Raw genomic sequence first — 16,716 nt, 5'->3', positions numbered from 1 at the left:
ACCAAGGGATCACTTGCTCTCGGTGAACTCCGCGTCGATCACATCATCGGCGCTGGGACCTGAGGAGGAAGTGGCACCGGCAGAGCCATTGCCACCGGGTTCAGCGCCGCCGGCAGCGGCTTCAGCGCCGGCCTGCTGGTAGACGGAGGCGCCCACTTCGTAGAGCTCCTTCTGAAGCTCCTCGAAACGGGTCTTCATCGCCTCGTAGTCCTCCTTGTCGACGGCCTCCTGGAGCTGCTGGCGCTTCTCCTCCATCTTGGTTTTGACTTCGGCGCTTACCTTGTCGCCCAGGTCGGTGAGTTGCTTCTCCGACTGGTAGATGAGTGTTTCGGCCTGGTTCTTCAGGTCGATGCGCTCGCGCTTCTCCTTGTCGGCCGCCGAGTTGGCCTCGGCATCCTTCACCATCTTGTCCACCTCGTTATCACTGAGGGTGGAGGCCCCGGTGATCGAAATGCTCTGCTCCTTACCGCTGCCCTTGTCCTTGGCGGTGACGCTGAGGATGCCGTTGGCGTCGATGTCGAAGGTGACTTCGATCTGGGGAACGCCGCGGGGGGCCGGCGGAATGCCATCGAGGCGGAAGGTGCCCAGGCTCTTGTTGTCGGAGGCGAGTTCCCGCTCCCCCTGGAGCACGTGGATCTCCACGTTGGTCTGGCCGTCCACGGCGGTGGAGTACACCTCCGATTTCTTGGTGGGGATGGTGGTGTTGCGGGTGATCATCTTGGTCATCACGCCACCCAGGGTTTCAACGCCCAGGGACAGCGGGGTGACGTCCAGCAGCAGGATGTCCTTGACCTCACCGGCCAGCACACCGCCCTGGATGGCGGCACCCACGGCCACCACCTCGTCGGGGTTCACCGTCTGGTTGGGATCCTTGCCGGTGACCCGCTTGACCAGCTCCAGTACGGCGGGGATGCGGGTTGAGCCACCCACCATCACAACTTCATCGAGCTCAGAGGAGGAGAGCTTGGCGTCCTTGAGGGCCTGCTCCACCGGCACGCGGCAGCGGTCGATCAGCTTGGAGGCCAGCTCTTCGAACTTGGCCCGGGTGAGGGTGAGATCGAGGTGCTTGGGACCCTCGGGAGTGGCCGTGATGAACGGCAGGTTGATCTCGCTCTGGGTGGCGCTGGAGAGCTCGATCTTGGCCTTCTCGGCCGCCTCGGTCAGGCGCTGCAGGGCCTGCTTATCCTGGCGCAGATCGATGCCTTCGTTGGCCTTGAAGCTGGCGGCCAGGTGATCGACGATCACCTTGTCGAAGTCGTCGCCGCCCAGGTGGGTGTCACCACTGGTGGAGAGCACCTCGAAGACGCCATCACCCACCTCCAGCACCGACACGTCGAAGGTGCCGCCGCCCAGGTCGAAGACCAGGATCCGCTCATTGCTCTTGCGATCGAGGCCATACGCCAGGGCCGCCGCCGTGGGCTCGTTGATGATGCGCAGCACCTCAAGGCCGGCGATCTTGCCGGCATCCTTGGTGGCCTGGCGCTGGGAGTCGTTGAAGTAGGCGGGCACCGTGATCACCGCCTGGGTGACGGTTTCACCGAGGTACTTGCCGGCATCGTCGGCCAGCTTGCGCAGCACCTGGGCACTCACCTCTTCAGGGGCGAACTGCTTGTTCAGCACCGGGCACTTCACCTTCACATTGGCGCCCGCCTTCTCGACGCCATAGCTCACTTCCTTCGATTCTTCGGTCACCTCATCGACCCGGCGGCCGATGAAGCGCTTCACCGAGTAGAAGGTGTTCTCCGGGTTCATCACCGCCTGGCGCTTGGCGATCTGGCCCACCAGCTGATCCTGGTTCTTGGTGTAGGCCACCACCGATGGTGTGGTGCGGAACCCTTCGGCGTTGGCGATCACGGTGGGCTTGCCGCCCTCCATCACCGCCACGCAGCTGTTCGTCGTGCCTAGGTCAATACCGACAACCTTGCCCATGGGTTCTCACCTCCTTTGAATGGATTGTTCTGTCCCATGCATCTTCAGCAGTGGGGGCCACTGCAGGCGAGGTGTGGTTTCCGAACAGTGGGCGGGCGGGCGGCGCTCAGACCCGTACATTTCGCTGCCGGCATCGCCCCAGACCCCAGCCGCCATGCCCCCTGAGATCTCAGCCCACACCTCGCTTCTGGCCGTTCTCGGCGATCCGGTGCGCCACTCCCTCTCACCGGCTATGCACAACGCCGCCCTGCGGCAGCTGGGCCTCGACTGGGTCTACCTGGCGCTGCCGGTGCAGGCCCGTGATCTGGCTGTGGTGGTGCGGGCCCTGGAGGCCATCGACTGCCGCGGGCTGAACGTGACGCTGCCCCACAAGCGGGCGGTGGCGGAGCTGGCGGCGGAACTCACCCCCCTGGCCCGGCGGGTCGGGGCCGTGAACACCCTGGTGCGGCGCCAAGGCGGAGGCTGGCTGGGCACCAACACCGACGTGGAGGGGTTCCTGGCTCCGCTCCGGGCCAGTGGCACCGCCGTGGGCCGGGCCCTGGTGCTGGGCTGCGGCGGCAGCGCCCGAGCCGTGGTGGCGGCCCTGGTGGAGCTGGGCGTGGAGCGCATTGAGCTGGCCGGACGGCGACCCGAGGCCCTGGCGGCGTTCCTGGCGGAGTGCGGCTCCTGGGCACCGCAGCTCAATGGGGTGGCCTGGCCGGCGCTGGCCACAGAGCGCGGCGATCTCCGCCGGGCATTGGCCCAGGCTGATCTGGTGGTCCACACCACCCCGGTGGGCATGGCAGCCAACGCCGGCGCCTGCCCCCTGGATCCAGCTGAACTCGACGCCCTGAGCCCCAAAAGCCTGATCTACGACCTGATCTACACCCCCCGCCCCAGCCGCCTGCTGCAGGAGGCCCGTGTGCGGGGTTGCGGCGTGCTCGATGGCCTGGAGATGCTGGTGCAGCAGGGGGCCGCCGCCCTGCTGCTCTGGCTCGCTGAGCCAGGGGCTGAGCCAGGCCACACCACGGCCAAGACGCTGCCGCTGGCGGCGATGCGCCAGGCCGCCCTCGATCAGCTTCCCAGCGCCTGATCCCGGGCGACGGGGACTATCCCCCTAGCCTGGTCGGTGTGCAGCCCCTGCGTACCCCATCCATGGAAGGCCCCCCGCTCTGGCAACGGCTCCTGGCCGCGCTGGCCTATCTGCTGCCCTGGAGTGACGGGGTGCCCTTCGGTGAGGCCCTGTTCAGACTGGTGCCCGCCCTGCAGTGGCTGGTGCTGCCGGCCCTGCCGCTGATGGCGCTGCAGCAGCAGATTCCCTTCGGTGGCTTCCTGCTGTTCCTGGTGCTGTTTTTGGCGGTGGTGCGCAATGCCCGGGTGCCCTACTTCATCCGCTTCAACGTGCTGCAGGCGATCCTGATCGACATCGTGCTGATCCTGGTGGAGCTGGCCTTCAACATTCTTCTGCGGCCGCTGGGGAAGGAGAGCTTTGCCCTGAACACCCTCAGCAACACCGTGTTCCTGGCCACCCTGCTGCTGGTGGTGTTCTCGGTGGTGCAGAGCATCCGGGGCCGCGAAGCCGACATCCCCACGGTCTCGGAAGCGGTGCGGATGCAGCTCTACTGACCCCCAGTGGCAGTAGCTCCTGAGGGGAGGAGACCGGCAGGTAGGCTGGTCGATCCGTTGCTGGCAGCGCCCTGCCGCCGGCCTCCCACGAGCCCATCACGGAGCCTCAGCCGCCATGTCGCAGAAGCCTTACTACGAAACCATGTACATCCTTCGTCCGGACATCCCGGAGGAAGAGGTGGAGACCCATGTGGCCAAGTACCGCGATCTGCTCACCGAAGCCGGCGCTGAAGTGCTCGATTGTCAGATGCGCGGCAAGCGCCGCCTGGCCTACACGATCGCCAAGCACCGCGAAGGCATCTACGTGCAGCTCAACCACGACGGCGACGGTCAGCAGGTGGCACTGCTGGAGCGGGCCATGCGCCTCAGCGAAGACGTGATCCGCTACCTCACCGTCAAGCAGGACGGTCCGCTGCCCACTCCCCGCAGCGCCCCTGCAGCGGCTGAAGCTGTGGCCGTCGAGAGCTGAGCCAGCGGGCATCGACGGATCGGCCTTGGGCTGGGGATGATGGGTTGGCCAACATCCCCCTGGGACGCCCATGGTTGAGGACCTCTCCAGACCAGGGGAGCCGCCGTCGCCGGTGCCTGAGCAACTGGAAGTCCGTCTCAGGGCTGCACTGAGGGAGTCTCGGCTGGAGCTGGATGCCACCAGAACCCAGCTGCACACCTGCCAGAAGGACCTGGAGCGGGCACGGCGTCAGCTGGTGGACCTCGAGGAACTGATCAGGGATCTGCCCCAGATCTTCGAGCGCAAATTTCATCAGCGCCTGCAGCCCCTACTGGATCAGCAGCAGTTGCTGGCCCAGGACAATCACGCCCTCAGGGAACAGGCGCGACGCCTGCTGCCTCCGGCACCACCGCCCCCGCCGCCAGCTCCTGAGGAGCAGCAGGGGCCAGGGCCTTCGGCCACCCAACAGGCGGGCGCCTTCGCTCCACTGCGGGCCTTCTCCCGACGCTGGCTCAGTCGTCAAACCCCGCCCTGAGCTGAGCCCTGACGCCGGCTGGCGGCCCAGAGGCGCGTGGGCATGCCCCACACATAGATGAAGCCCTCGGCGGCCCGGTGATCGAAGCGATCGTCGCTGCCATAGGTGGCCATCGCCGGCACGTAGAGGCTGTCGCTGCTGCTGGAGCGGCCGATCACCACGGCATTGCCCTTGTGCAGGCGCAGGCGCACAACGCCGTTCACCGTGGCCTGGGTGCAATCCAGGAAGCCATCCAGTGCCTGCTTGAGCGGACCGAACCAGAGGCCCTGGTAGACGAGATCAGCCCAGCTGGATTCGATCTGGCGCTTGTAGCGCACCACGTCGGCGGCCAGGGTGAGGCTCTCGAGCTCCTGGTGGGCGCGGATCAGCAGCAGCAGACCGGGTGTTTCGTAGATCTCCCTGGACTTGATCCCCACCACCCGGTTCTCGATGATGTCGAGGCGGCCGAAGCCGTGGAGGCCGGCCAGTTCATTGGCGCGGCGAATCACACTGACCGGATCGAGGGCAAGGCCATCGATCGCCACCGGGTTGCCCTGCTCGAAGGCGATCTCCACCACCTGGGGCTCATCGGGGGTGTCGGCGATCGAGCGGGTCATGGCGAACACCTCCTCGGGGGGCTCCACCATCGGATCTTCCAGTGGACCCGCCTCGATGCTGCGGCCCAGCAGGTTGAGATCGATCGAATAGGGATTCTTTTTGCTCACCGGCGCTGGGATGCCGCAGCGCTCGCCGTAGGCAATGGTGTCCTCACGGCTCATGGCCCACTCCCGCGCCGGGGTGAGCACCTTCAGATCAGGGGCCAGGGCGCCGATGGCCACATCGAAGCGCACCTGATCGTTGCCTTTGCCCGTGCAGCCATGGGCCACGGCATCGGCCCCCAGCTCCCGGGCCACCTCCACCAGGCGGCGGGCGATCAAGGGCCGCGCCAGAGCGGTGGAGAGGGGATATCGCCCCTCGTAGAGGGCATTGGCGCGAATGGCGGGGAAGGCGAACTCGCGGATGAAGGGTTCGATCAGATCCCCCACGATCGACTGACTGGCGCCGGAGTCGAGGGCCTTCTGGCGAATCGGCTCCAACTCATCGCCCTGGCCCAGGTCGGCGGCGAAGGTGATCACCTCCTCCACGCCCCACTCCTGCTTGAGATAAGGAATGCAGACACTGGTGTCCACCCCGCCGGAGTAGGCGAGCACCACCCGCTTTGCCCTGGCGACCTGCTCCTGTGCCATCCCCTCAGTCCTGTGCGTGTGAGCTGTTGCAGGATTGTCCCTTGTCACCGTCACCGCCTGGGTGCATGGCCGCGGCCGGCACCCCTCTCCAGCGGCTGGCGATCCAGAGCCCCATCAGCAGCGGTGGGATCAGCACCAGAGCCCACACCTGCCACGACACCACCTCCAGGGGCTCTGGCCAGCGCTGGCCCGCCCACACCAGCAGGGCACTGATGAGCAGGGCCAGGCTCCAGCCCAGCAGCAGCGATGGGAGTTTGCCGTCGGCCAAGGGAAGGGTTCGAGGTGCTGGCTTATGGTGGTCGATCGGCGTCCAACGGTTGCACGCTTCACAGGCTTTCCATGAGCACCCTCGACAGCATCAACCCCTCGCTCACCCGCTACCGGCGGGATGAGCCGGCACCGGTGCTGCCCCTGCGGGATGAGCCCGATCTGCTCAGCTGGCTGGAGAGCAGCGGCCGTCTGGTGGCCGATGAGGAAACCGCCGCTCCGGATGTGAGCACGGTGGAGGAAGAGGAGCTCTCGGCTCTGATGGGCGAGAAGGAGGAATACAACCAGGCCGATGAGCAGTCGGATGAGAACTGGGAAGATTGATTCGATGTCGGTCCCCGCGGGGGCCACTGCCGCTCCAGCCGATGGCCGATCCAGTGCCCTGGCACTGGCCGTTGGCCTTCTGATTGCCTGCTTGGTCTGCGATGGCCTCAGCGGAGCTCCCCAGCTCACGCCGCCGCTGGTGGTGGCCGCTCTGGTGAGCTGGGCGCTCTGCCGCTGGGGGGTGCCCAGGCTGCGATCCCTGAAGCTCGGCCAGGTGATCCGGGAGGAAGGTCCCCAGGGCCACCTCGGCAAGGCCGGCACACCCACCATGGGCGGCCTGCTGGCGGTGCCAGTGGGTGTGATCGTGGGCGGGCTGGTCGCCCCGGGCGACGACCGGCTGCTGGCGGTGGCAGCCGTCACCCTGGCCTACCTGGCCATCGGCGGCATCGACGACTGGCGCAGCCTCACCCGCCAGACCAACACCGGCCTGACGCCACGGGGCAAACTACTGCTGCAGGCCCTGGCGGCAGCCCTGTTCCTCGCCTGGGCCCAGTGGAGCCTCTGGATCCGCCCCGATGTCTCCCTGGCCCTGGGCTGGGTGCTGCCCCTCGGTCTGCTGATCCTGCCCCTGGGTCTGTTCGTCTTCCTGGCGGAGAGCAACGCCACCAACCTCACCGACGGCCTCGACGGACTGGCGGCCGGCTGCGGAGCCATCGTCTTCACCGGCTTCGGAGCCCAGTTGATGCTGCGGGGGTCCCTGGGGGATCCGGCGATGGCCGGTTTCTGTGCCGCCATGGCCGGGGCCTGGCTGGGATTTTTGGCCCACAACCGCCATCCGGCCCGGGTGTTCATGGGCGATACCGGCTCCCTGGCCATGGGCGCGGCCCTGAGCGCAGTGGCCCTGCTCAGCGACAGCCTCTGGCCACTGCTGCTGATGGGGGGAGTGTTCCTCGCTGAATCGCTCTCGGTGATCCTGCAGGTGTGGGTGTTCAAGGCCACCAAGGGTCCCGATGGCCAGGGCCGCCGCCTGTTCCGCATGGCGCCGCTGCACCACCATTTCGAGCTGGGGGGCCTGCCGGAGCTGACGGTGGTGGTGCGCTTCTGGGCCGCCAGCGCGCTGCTGGTGCTGCTGGCCCTGCTGGTGCTGCCCTGAGCGAATCGGCAGCAGACTTGGGGGGTGACTGAAACAACGGGAGTCTGAAGTGGCTTATTTCACCTGGAAGGAGCAGGGTCTGACCGCGGACTGCGCCAGCCTCGAGGCCATGGCGGCCCGCTTCGAGGAGGCGGCGGCCCTGATGCGGCGCATGGCCGCAGAGGGGTTCAGCCTGGAGCGACACAGCGATGGGCAGCACATCACCCATCCCGATGCGGGGGTGTTCGAGGCCTACGGCTTCATCAGCGAGGAGCCGCCGGTGCGCCAGCTGGACCTGATCCCTGGGGGCTGAGCGGCTCCCGGGCCCTCAGCGGCGCAGATAACCCACCACCCACACGGCCACGAACCCCAGCGAGGAGAGCACCAGGTAGATCAGGGCCCACTTCTGGAACGTGGCGATGTCGTAGCCGAACACCAGGCCGGCCTCGGCATCACCGGCGGTGGAGAAGGCGAACAGCAGGCTCTGCAAGGCATTCGGGCGCGGAATCCTTCTCTAGCAGGCCTTGCCGGGGGCGAGGATCGAGGGGAGATCTCCACCAGCCCCATGGCCGCCGCCCCCTTCCCGCGAACCCTGATGCTGCTGGGCAGCGGCGAACTGGGCAAGGAGGTGGCCATCGCCGCCCAGCGGCTGGGCTGCCGGGTGATCGCCGTCGATCGCTACGCCGCTGCGCCGGCGATGCAGGTGGCCGATCAGGCGGAGGTGATCGCCATGACCGACCCCGAGGCCCTCAAGGCGGTCGTGCGGCGCCACCGCCCCGATCTGGTCATCCCGGAAATCGAGGCCCTGGCGGTGGATGCCCTGGCCGAGATCGAAGCGGAAGGGATCACGGTGATTCCCACCGCCCGGGCCACGGCCGTGACCATGAACCGCGACCGGATCCGGGACCTGGCCGCCGGCAAGCTCGGCCTGCGCACGGCCCGCTTCGCCTATGCCGAGAGTGCCGAGGAGCTGGCGGCTGCCGCCGCTCCCCTGGGCTGGCCTGTGGTGGTCAAGCCGGTGATGAGCTCCTCGGGCAAGGGCCAGAGCGTGGTGCGCTCCAGTGAGGGTCTCGCCGCCGCCTGGCAGGCGGCCCTCGACGGGGCCAGAGGTGCAGGCGCCCGCGTGATCGTGGAGGAGTTCCTTGCTTTCGAGCTGGAGATCACCCTGCTCACGGTCAGGTCCTGGTCGGGCCCCACCCTCTTCTGCCCACCGATCGGCCATGTGCAGGAACGCGGCGACTACCAGTGCAGCTGGCAGCCGGCGGCCCTCGGCGAAGCGCAGCTGGCGGCCGCCCAGGCCATGGCCCTCGCCGTCACCGACGAGCTGGGGGGAGCCGGGCTGTTCGGCGTGGAGTTCTTTCTCTGCGGCGAGCCCGGCAGGGAGGAGGTGGTCTTCTCCGAGCTCTCCCCCAGGCCCCACGACACCGGCCTCGTCACCCTGATGGGGCAGAACCTGAGCGAATTCGAGCTGCACCTGCGGGCAGTGCTTGGCCTGCCGATCCCCGCCATCCGCTCCAGCTCAGCCGCCGCCAGCCGGGTGATCCTGGCGGACCAGACCCTTGAAGCCGTGGCCTTCACCGGAGTGGCCGAGGCCCTGGCGGAACCAGACACCCAGGTACTGCTGTTCGGCAAACCCAACGCCCGTCCCAATCGCCGCATGGGTGTGGCCCTAGCCGCCGGGGCCACCGTGGCCGAAGCGCGGGCACGGGCGGATCGGGCCGCCGGGCGGATCGCGGTAGTGGCCGCAGTCTGAGCCGTGCTCCCACCCTAGCTTTGGGCCGTTTCCGGTTTTATGGTGCGGCGATCAGGATTCCCCATGGCCCAGGCCCAGCGTCGTCCCAACCGTCCAGCCACAGGCAAGGTCGACGCTGCCCAGCAGGCTGAGCGAGCTGCTGCTTCGGTGGTGGCCCTCAACCGCCGCTCAGGTCGCGATGAGGCCAGCCCCAAACCCACGGGTTGGCTCCTGCGCCGTCTGCGCCCGGCGGTTCTGGTGGCCTTCGCCAGCGGCATCGGCCTGGGCTATGGCCTGGCGGGACCACTGCCACGGCTGATCGGTCCCGCCCTGGCGGCCCTGAGCGACTCGGCGCCCTTCCTGGGCAAGCTGGTACCGGCGCTACCCATGGATCAGCACCGCATCCTGATCCTGGGCTCCGACCAGATCAGCGGCAGCACCGATGTGATGCTGGTGGTCAACATCGAAGACGGCACCACCAAGCTCACCCAGGTGCCGCGCGACACCTTCATCGAATCCAAGCGCTTCGGCGTGCTCAAAGCCAATGCCCTCTATGCCTCCGGTGGGGTGGAGGCCGTCAAGGAGGAACTCACCTCCCTGCTCACCACTCCGGTGGACCGCTACCTGCTGGTGAATCTGGACTCCGTTCAGAACCTCGCCGAGGCCCTCGGGGGTGTCGAGGTGGATGTCCCGAAGCGGATGTATTACACCGACAGTCGCCAGGATCTGTACATCGATCTCTACCCGGGAGTGCAGCTGCTCAAGGGCAAGGACCTGGAGGGCTTCCTGCGCTTCCGCAACGATGAACTGGGGGACATCGGCCGCCTGGAGCGGCAGAAGATCGTCTTCCGGGAAGTGTTCCGCAAGCTGGCGCAACCCAGCACCGTGACCCGCCTGCCGGAGCTGCTCCGCATCGCCGGCAACGACATCAGCACCGATCTTTCTCCCCTGGAACTGGGGAATCTGATCAGCAAGCTGGGCAGCACCAAGCTCAGCACCGATCGGCTGGCGGGGCGCCTCTACTGGCAGGACGACCTGAGCTACTGGATGCCGGACCTCAACACCCAGCACGCCGCATCCCTGGAGCCGGACACCGGCGAACCGGGATCAGGACAAACGCCATCAGGCGAAGCGGGATCCAGCCCCTGAGCCCAGCGGGATCCACTCGTCTTCCGGTTTTGGAATCTCCCCCTTCAGGGGGTTCCCAACTGGGCCGGTGAGAACTCCACCAGCGGTACGGTCACATCGCCCCAGCCATTGGCCGGCAGCAGATCGGGCGCGCCGGGGGCGGGGAGAACGGCGTCACCGGCGGCAAAGGCCCCGTTGGTCCAGGCCAGCAGCAGCCCGCGCAACGAGCCCCCTCCCTCAGGAAGGGTGGAGCGCAGGTTGAAGTGATCACCCCCCTGCGCCAGCACCAGGCGATGGCCGCGTTCTCCGCGAGCGGCCGCCAGTTGCATCGGCCGGATCGCCTCTGGATCAGGCGGCACCACCCAGTCGCGGCTGCCGCTGACCAGCAGCACCCGGGCATTCATCCTCTGGCTCGCTCCGGTGTCAAAGAGCAGCGACATCGGCGGGCTCACGGCCACGCCTGCCTTGACCCGTGGATCGGCCAGGGCGGCCTGATTGGCCGTGCCGATGAAACTGCATTGCAGCACCCAGCTGAGATTGCGCTCCGGATTGAGCACCTCGTCGCAGCGTTCCTTGAGCCGCAAGTCGTTCGGCTTGGCCCCCGCCAGCTGCAACACGGTGGTGGCGCCCCACGACTGGCCGAGCGCCACCACAAAATCGGTGTTCAGCCGGGTGGACAGACCTCCAAGACCCGCCGCGGCGCCATCGATCACCGCCGACACATCCAGGGGCCGCAAGCGCAGTTCCTCGCCCCCGGGGGGCGGCACCTTCCCGGAGAGCATCGCCTGCTGCTGACCCTGATCACTGCCGGGGTGGTAAGGAAGCAGCACGGTGTAGCCGTGGCTGGCCAGGTGGCTGGCCCAGCCCTCGAAGCTCTCCGGAGCGTCCCAGAGCCCGTGGGAGATCACCACCAGACGGCCATTCGCCCCTTGGCTTGGGCTGATCTGCACCACCTGCAGGGGCTTGGGCCGGTGGGGGGCCGGCAGGGTGATCAGCTTGCGCTCCACCGTCAGGGGGCCGGGCTGGCTGAGGGCCGGGCTGACGCTGGCTGGAGTCCTGCCGGCCAGGAGGCGGTCTGCCGGCTGCTGCTGGGAGGCCAGCCGTCGCACCGCGAACAGAGCCCGACCCAGGTCCACCGAGGCGGTGCTGCCCGGCAACGTCCGCATCACGCTGAGCATGGTCAGGGGTCCCTGGGCCGCCGCCTTGTCGAGCACCCGGGAGAGGTCGTTGCCGTTGAACTGGGCCGGCAATCCATCAATGCCCCCCAGGGCCGAAACCAGCAGCAGCGCCTGGTTGAGCATCGGGGACCCCTCCGCTTCATTCACCACCGCCGGCACCTGCAGGGGCAGGGGGGCGTTGAACAGGGCGATCAGCTGGCGTCCGACGGCACCACTGGTGGCCTGATTCAGCTCCGCAAGATCACTGGTGCCGCTGAGCAGGCTTGCAGGATTGCTCAGCTCCTCCAGCTTGACGCTGAAGCTGAACTCGAGGAAAGGCAGGCGGAGCTCAACCTGCTCCAGGGCCCGCGCCGGGACAGGCAGGACGAGTGCCGCCCCAAGCAGCCCGGAGATGGTGAGCAGCAGCGGAGCAGCCGAAGCGGAGCGGAGCGCGGACACAGGAAGGCAACCGAGAACCTCCATGATCTCCCTTGCTGGATTCCGGGCCTGTCCGTCAGGCCACCATGGCCACAGGCGGATGCTGGGCGAGCACCTGCTTGAGATATCGGCCCGTGTGACTGGTGGGGTGCTCAGCCACCTGCTCAGGGGTGCCTGCCACCACGATTTCACCGCCTTTGTTGCCCCCTTCGGGGCCCAGATCGATCACCCAATCGGCGCAGCGGATCACATCGAGGTTGTGCTCAATCACCACAATCGAGTTGCCCTTGTCCACCAGACGCTGCATCACGTCCATCAGCTTGTGCACGTCGTAGAAGCTCAAGCCGGTGGTGGGCTCATCGATCAGGTAGAGTGTCTTGCCAGTGGCACGCTTGGAGAGTTCGGTGGCCAGCTTCACCCGCTGGGCCTCACCGCCGGAAAGGGTGGGGGCCGGCTGGCCGAGCTTGATGTAGCCCAGGCCCACATCCACCAGGGTGCGTAGACGATCGGCGGCCTGGGGAATGGCGCTGAACACCTCGGCGGCCTGCTCCACCGTCATCTGCAGCACCTCGGCGATGGTGAAGCCCCTGTAGGCCACCTGCAGGGTTTCGCGGTTGTAGCGGGCCCCCTTGCAGACATCGCACTGCACGTAGACATCGGGCAGGAAGTTCATCTCGATCACGTTCACCCCCTGGCCGCTGCAGGCCTCGCAGCGCCCCCCTTTGACGTTGAAGCTGAACTGGCCCACCTGGTAGCCGCGGGCCTTGGCCTCCACGGTGGCGGCGAACACCTGGCGGATCGGATCGAAGGCGCCGGTGTAAGTGGCCGGGTTCGAGCGGGGGGTGCGGCCGATCGGGCTCTGGTCGATCACGATCACCTTGTCGACCGACTGGATGCCGCGCAGCTCCTCGAGGCCGGAGGGGAAGGGCACCCGCATGCCGAGCTTGTGCTCCAGGGCCGGATGCAGCAGCTCGTTCACCAGGGTGCTCTTGCCGCTGCCGCTCACCCCGGTGACAGCCACAAGGCGGCCGAGGGGAATGTCGATGTTGAGGCCCAGGAGGTTGTTGCGGCGGCAGTTGACCAGGGTGAGCTTGCGGCTGCCGGAGGCTCGCCGCTCGGCGGGAGTGGGAATGGAGAGGCGACCGCTGAGATAGGCCCCCGTGAGCGAGTCCTTGGCTTCGAGCAGGTTCTGCAGCGACCCCTCGGCCACAATGTGGCCCCCGTGCACACCGGCTCCGGGGCCGATGTCCACGAGGTGATCGGCGGCGCGGATGGTGTCCTCGTCATGCTCCACCACGATCAGGGTGTTGCCCAGGTCGCGCAGCTTGAAGAGGGTGTTGAGCAGGCGGTCGTTGTCGCGCTGGTGCAGGCCGATGCTGGGTTCATCCAGCACGTAGAGCACGCCGGTGAGGCCGGCGCCGATCTGGGTGGCCAGGCGGATGCGCTGGGCCTCTCCCCCGGAGAGGGTCATGGCCGGCCGGTCCAGGCTGAGGTACTCGAGACCCACATCCAACAGGAACTTCAGGCGCATGCGGATTTCCCGCAGCACCAGGTCGCCGATCTGGATCTGACGGGGCTTCAGCAGGGGGTCGGCCCCCTCAGCCACCCCCATCAAGGCCTCAATCCGCTCCAGCGTGTCGGCCACGCTCACGGCGGTGAGCTCATGAATGGCGTAGGGCCCCACCCGCACCGCCAGGGCCTCGGGCCTCAGGCGCAGCCCCTGGCAGGTGCCGCAGGGCACCATTTCCAGGTATTGCTCCAGCTTCTGGCGCACCGACTCGCCACTGGCGTCGCGCAACTGGCGCTCCAGGATCGGCAGGATCCCCTCGAAGGGCCGCTGGTAGGTCTCGCTCTTGCGGTAGCGGCTGTCGGCCTGGATGGAGATGGGCTCCTCGCTGCCGTGGAGCACCACCTGGCGCTGCTCGTCGCTGAGCTGGTTCCAGGGGGTCTTGATCTCGAAGCCGAAAGCCTCGCCCACGCTGAAGAGCAGGGAGAAGTAATAACTGTTGTCCTTGTCGCTCCAGGGGGCGATCGCGGCGTACACCGGCAGGGAGGGGTCGGGCACCACCCGCTCCAGGGTGAACTGGCGCAGATGGCCGATGCCGTGGCAGTCGGGGCAGGCGCCATAGGGGCTGTTGAAGGAGAACAGCCGGGGTGAGAGCTCCTCCATCACGGCGCCGTGCACCGGGCAGGCGAAATTCTCGGAATAGAGCCGTTCGCGATCGATGCCCTCTGGCAGCTCCTCGCCGCTCTTGGGCACCACCTCCACCAGGGCCAGGCCATCGCCGCGCTTGAGGCAGGTGCGCAGCGAATCGGTCAGGCGTTCGTTGATGCCCTCGCGCGCCACCAGCCGGTCCACCACCACCTCGATGTTGTGGGCATGGTTCTTGTCGAGCTCAATGTTGTCGGAGAGCTCCCGCACCTCGCCGTTGATGCGCACACGGACAAAGCCCTCGGCCACCAGACCGGAGAGCAGCTTGGTGTGGGTGCCCTTCTTGCCCCGCACCACCGGTGCCAGCAGCTGATAGCGGGTGCCCTCCGGCAAGGTGGCGATCCGATCGACCATCTCGTCGATGCTCTCGGGCCGGATCGAGCGGTTGCACTGGGGACAGTGGGGCTCACCGGCGCGGCCGAACAGCAGGCGCAGGTAGTCCTGGATCTCGGTGACGGTGCCGACGGTGGAGCGGGGGTTGTGGCTGGTGGATTTCTGGTCGATCGAGATCGCCGGTGAGAGCCCCTCGATCGCATCCACATCAGGCTTGTCCACCTGGCCGAGGAACTGGCGCGCGTAGGCGGAAAGGCTCTCCACGTAGCGGCGCTGTCCCTCGGCGAAGATCGTGTCGAAGGCGAGGGAGCTCTTGCCGCTGCCGCTCACGCCGGTGAACACCACCAGGCGGTTCCGCGGCAGGGTGAGATCAACGTTGCGCAAGTTGTGCTGACGGGCGCCACGCACCCGGATCACATCCTCAAGGCTGCCGCCGTTGAGGAGAGCGCTGGGATCAAGACCGGAGGTGGTGGCCAGGCCGGACAGGGCTTCGGGGCCTTCTCCATTGGTGGCGGGGCTCTTGGATCCGGAGCCGGATCTGGCGCGGGGCATTCAGCAACCCTGACAGCCTGGAGTCTACGGGCTGCAGCTGCGGCTCAGGTGGTGCCCTGCTGGAGCAGGCTGGCCACATAGCTGAGGGTTTCCCCCGAATCCCCGCCGGCCAGCTCAGCCAGTTCCCGCTCCCGCTCGCCGCTCTCCAGCAGGGCCGTCACCCCCGTGCGAGTAAGTCCCGCCTCCACCTGCTTGCTGACGCGGAAGTGGTGCTGGGCCATGGCGGCCACCAGCGGCTGATGGGTGACGCAGAACACCTGACGCTGCTCAGCCAGGCGGCGAAGCAGAGCGGCGATGGCCCCGCTGACCCGGCCACTCACGCCACTGTCGATTTCGTCGAAGAGCAGGGTGACCTGGGGATCGGCCGCCGCCAGACAGGTTTTCAGGGCCAGCAGGAAGCGGCTCATCTCGCCGCCGCTGGCCACCTCCTGCAGGGGGGCGATGGGCTGGCCGGGGTTGGCCGAGAACAGGAAACCGATGGCATCGGCCCCCTCCTCTGCGGGCGGGGCCGGCTCGATCGAGATCTTGAAGCGCACCTGGGCCAACCCCAGCGGCCGCAGGGTGTCCATCAGCTCTCGCTCCAGGGCCGTGGCGGCGACCCGGCGGCGCTGGCTGAGCTCTGAGCAGATCTGATCGCGCCTGAGGCGGCTGACCTGCTCCTGCTGCTCCAGCTGCCGCAGCGAAGCCTCCACCCCAGTGGCATCGCACTGGCGGCGGAGATCATCCCGCAGGCTGATCAGGGCAACCAGCTCCTGGCCATGGCGCCGCTCCAGGGCCTTGAGCTGCGCCATGCGCTCCTGCAGAGCAGAAAGCGTTTCAGGATCGCTCTCCAGGCCGGCGCCATAACGATCGAGGCCTGAGGCCAGCTCCTGCAACAGTTGGGCCGCCTCGCTGCACCGCTCCAGCCAGGGTTGCAGGCCCGCATCGAAGCCCTGCAGCTGCTGCAGCTCCTGCTCGATGGCAGCGAGGTGGTCGAGCACCGAAGGGGCTCCCTCCAGGCCCTCCACCAGCCGTCCGCCCACTGTTGTGACCCCCTCCTGCAGGCGCACGGCGTGGGCCAGTCGGTCCTGCTCCCCCTGCAGACGCTGGCGTTCGTGGGGGTCGTTGAGCTGAGCCGCCTCCAGGTCGTCCAACAACTGCAGCCGCTGCTGCCGATCGAGCTGCTGGCGCTGCTGCTCGGCCCTGGCGGTGTTCAGGGCCGCGGCGGCGACTTTCCAGGCCCGCACCGCCGAGCGGGCCGCCACCAGGGCCACAGCGATCGGCTCCCCGCCGAAGCGATCCAACCAGCGGCGCTGCTGCCCTGGGCGCGCCAGCTGCTGGGTCTGCCCCTGAACAGTGAGCTCGAGCAGCAGGGGGCGCAGCTCCAGCAACTGGCTGCGGTTGACGATCACCCCATTGACGCGGCTGCGGCTGCTGATGCGTTCCTCCTGCTGGCGCCACTCCCGGCTGATGACCAGCTCGGACTCTTCGGGGGCGAGTTCCTGCTCCATCAGCCAGGCCCGCAGCGGCTCCGAGCAGGAGAAACCGGCTTCGATGCGCGCCCGCCCACAACCCGGGCGCAGCAGCCGTAGGCCCTCACTGCCCTGGGCACCACCCAGCAGCGCATCGAGGGCATCGAGGAGGAGCGATTTACCCGCACCGGTCTCGCCAGTGAGAACGGTGAACCCAGGCCTGAAACTGAGATCCAGAGCATCGATCAGGGCGATGTTCTCCAGGCGCAGACCCGTGAGCACGCCGGCCTCCGGTGGTTGCCCAGAC

General features: G+C 67.6%; 16 protein-coding genes. 9 read left to right on the top strand and 7 right to left on the bottom strand.

The window, feature by feature from the left end; genetic code table 11:
- Positions 1 to 9 precede the first annotated feature (9 nt).
- The gene (gene dnaK, locus KBY67_RS00615) at positions 10 to 1,929 is read right to left on the bottom strand and encodes a molecular chaperone DnaK (protein ID WP_255107499.1); all 1,920 of its coding nucleotides are present in this window, start codon (positions 1,927 to 1,929) and stop codon (positions 10 to 12) included.
- Positions 1,930 to 2,083: 154 nt separating this feature from the next.
- On the opposite strand from dnaK, the gene KBY67_RS00610 reads away from it, so the two are divergent.
- From KBY67_RS00610 to KBY67_RS00595, 4 genes are all read left to right on the top strand, one after another.
- A complete protein-coding gene (locus tag KBY67_RS00610) occupies positions 2,084 to 3,001 on the top strand; it encodes a shikimate dehydrogenase (RefSeq protein WP_255107497.1) in 918 nt (305 codons plus the stop codon).
- A 62-nt stretch (positions 3,002 to 3,063) separates the two neighbouring features.
- A complete protein-coding gene (locus KBY67_RS00605) occupies positions 3,064 to 3,534 on the top strand; it encodes a Tic20 family protein (protein ID WP_255107496.1) in 471 nt (156 codons plus the stop codon).
- Between the two features lie 115 nt (positions 3,535 to 3,649).
- Positions 3,650 to 4,003: a 30S ribosomal protein S6 gene (rpsF, locus tag KBY67_RS00600; protein ID WP_255107494.1), complete on the top strand. Its 354-nt coding sequence runs from the start codon at positions 3,650 to 3,652 to the stop codon at positions 4,001 to 4,003.
- 70 nt (positions 4,004 to 4,073) lie between these two features.
- Positions 4,074 to 4,517, top strand: coding sequence for a hypothetical protein (locus tag KBY67_RS00595; protein ID WP_255107492.1), 444 nt, complete (start codon positions 4,074 to 4,076; stop codon positions 4,515 to 4,517).
- On the opposite strand, the gene KBY67_RS00590 is transcribed toward KBY67_RS00595, so the two are convergent.
- Positions 4,502 to 5,743, bottom strand: a complete 1,242-nt coding sequence (locus tag KBY67_RS00590) for an argininosuccinate synthase (protein WP_255107489.1) — start codon at positions 5,741 to 5,743, stop codon at positions 4,502 to 4,504. The two genes, KBY67_RS00595 and KBY67_RS00590, sit on opposite strands and share 16 nt — an antisense overlap.
- Positions 5,744 to 5,747: 4 nt before the next feature.
- On the bottom strand, positions 5,748 to 6,011 hold the full coding sequence (locus KBY67_RS00585) for a hypothetical protein (RefSeq protein ID WP_255107486.1): 264 nt from the start codon (positions 6,009 to 6,011) through the stop codon (positions 5,748 to 5,750).
- Positions 6,012 to 6,082: 71 nt separating this feature from the next.
- Here KBY67_RS00585 and KBY67_RS00580 point away from each other — a divergent pair, with 71 nt between their 5' ends.
- The 3 genes from KBY67_RS00580 to KBY67_RS00570 are packed head-to-tail and all read left to right on the top strand — an operon-like array spanning position 6,083 to position 7,719.
- Entirely contained in the window at positions 6,083 to 6,334 is a 252-nt protein-coding gene (locus KBY67_RS00580; RefSeq protein ID WP_006172708.1) for a DUF3134 domain-containing protein, read from the top strand.
- A 4-nt stretch (positions 6,335 to 6,338) separates the two neighbouring features.
- On the top strand, positions 6,339 to 7,427 hold the full coding sequence (mraY, locus tag KBY67_RS00575; RefSeq protein WP_255107484.1) for a phospho-N-acetylmuramoyl-pentapeptide-transferase: 1,089 nt from the start codon (positions 6,339 to 6,341) through the stop codon (positions 7,425 to 7,427).
- A gap of 49 nt (positions 7,428 to 7,476) precedes the next feature.
- Positions 7,477 to 7,719 carry a hypothetical protein gene (locus tag KBY67_RS00570; RefSeq protein WP_255107482.1) on the top strand — a complete coding sequence of 81 codons (243 nt, stop codon included), beginning with the start codon at positions 7,477 to 7,479 and terminating at the stop codon, positions 7,717 to 7,719.
- Positions 7,720 to 7,734: 15 nt separating this feature from the next.
- Here the strand turns inward: KBY67_RS00570 and KBY67_RS00565 are convergent, their stop codons facing one another.
- A complete protein-coding gene (locus KBY67_RS00565) occupies positions 7,735 to 7,896 on the bottom strand; it encodes a cytochrome B6 (RefSeq protein WP_255107480.1) in 162 nt (53 codons plus the stop codon).
- A gap of 75 nt (positions 7,897 to 7,971) precedes the next feature.
- Between KBY67_RS00565 and purT the strand changes: the two genes are divergently transcribed.
- Complete coding sequence (purT, locus tag KBY67_RS00560; protein ID WP_255107478.1) at positions 7,972 to 9,159, top strand: formate-dependent phosphoribosylglycinamide formyltransferase; 1,188 nt, start codon at positions 7,972 to 7,974, stop codon at positions 9,157 to 9,159.
- Between the two features lie 63 nt (positions 9,160 to 9,222).
- Positions 9,223 to 10,287, top strand: a complete 1,065-nt coding sequence (locus KBY67_RS00555; protein WP_255107476.1) for an LCP family protein — start codon at positions 9,223 to 9,225, stop codon at positions 10,285 to 10,287.
- Positions 10,288 to 10,331: 44 nt separating this feature from the next.
- Here KBY67_RS00555 and KBY67_RS00550 read toward each other — a convergent pair whose 3' ends face one another.
- The 3 genes from KBY67_RS00550 to recN are packed head-to-tail and all read right to left on the bottom strand — an operon-like array spanning position 10,332 to position 16,691.
- Positions 10,332 to 11,882 (bottom strand): alpha/beta hydrolase, encoded by a 1,551-nt coding sequence (locus KBY67_RS00550; protein ID WP_255107474.1) that lies wholly within the window; start codon positions 11,880 to 11,882, stop codon positions 10,332 to 10,334.
- A gap of 55 nt (positions 11,883 to 11,937) precedes the next feature.
- Complete coding sequence (gene uvrA, locus KBY67_RS00545) at positions 11,938 to 14,958, bottom strand: excinuclease ABC subunit UvrA (RefSeq protein WP_255107472.1); 3,021 nt, start codon at positions 14,956 to 14,958, stop codon at positions 11,938 to 11,940.
- A 44-nt stretch (positions 14,959 to 15,002) separates the two neighbouring features.
- A complete protein-coding gene (gene recN, locus KBY67_RS00540; RefSeq protein WP_255107470.1) occupies positions 15,003 to 16,691 on the bottom strand; it encodes a DNA repair protein RecN in 1,689 nt (562 codons plus the stop codon).
- Between the last annotated feature and the right edge of the window lie 25 nt (positions 16,692 to 16,716).

The organism is Synechococcus sp. RedBA-s (assembly GCF_024345495.1).
Classification (GTDB): Bacteria; Cyanobacteriota; Cyanobacteriia; order PCC-6307; family Cyanobiaceae; genus Regnicoccus_A.
Note: the sequence above shows the minus strand (reverse complement) of the source record. Positions and strands in the feature narration are given on the sequence as shown.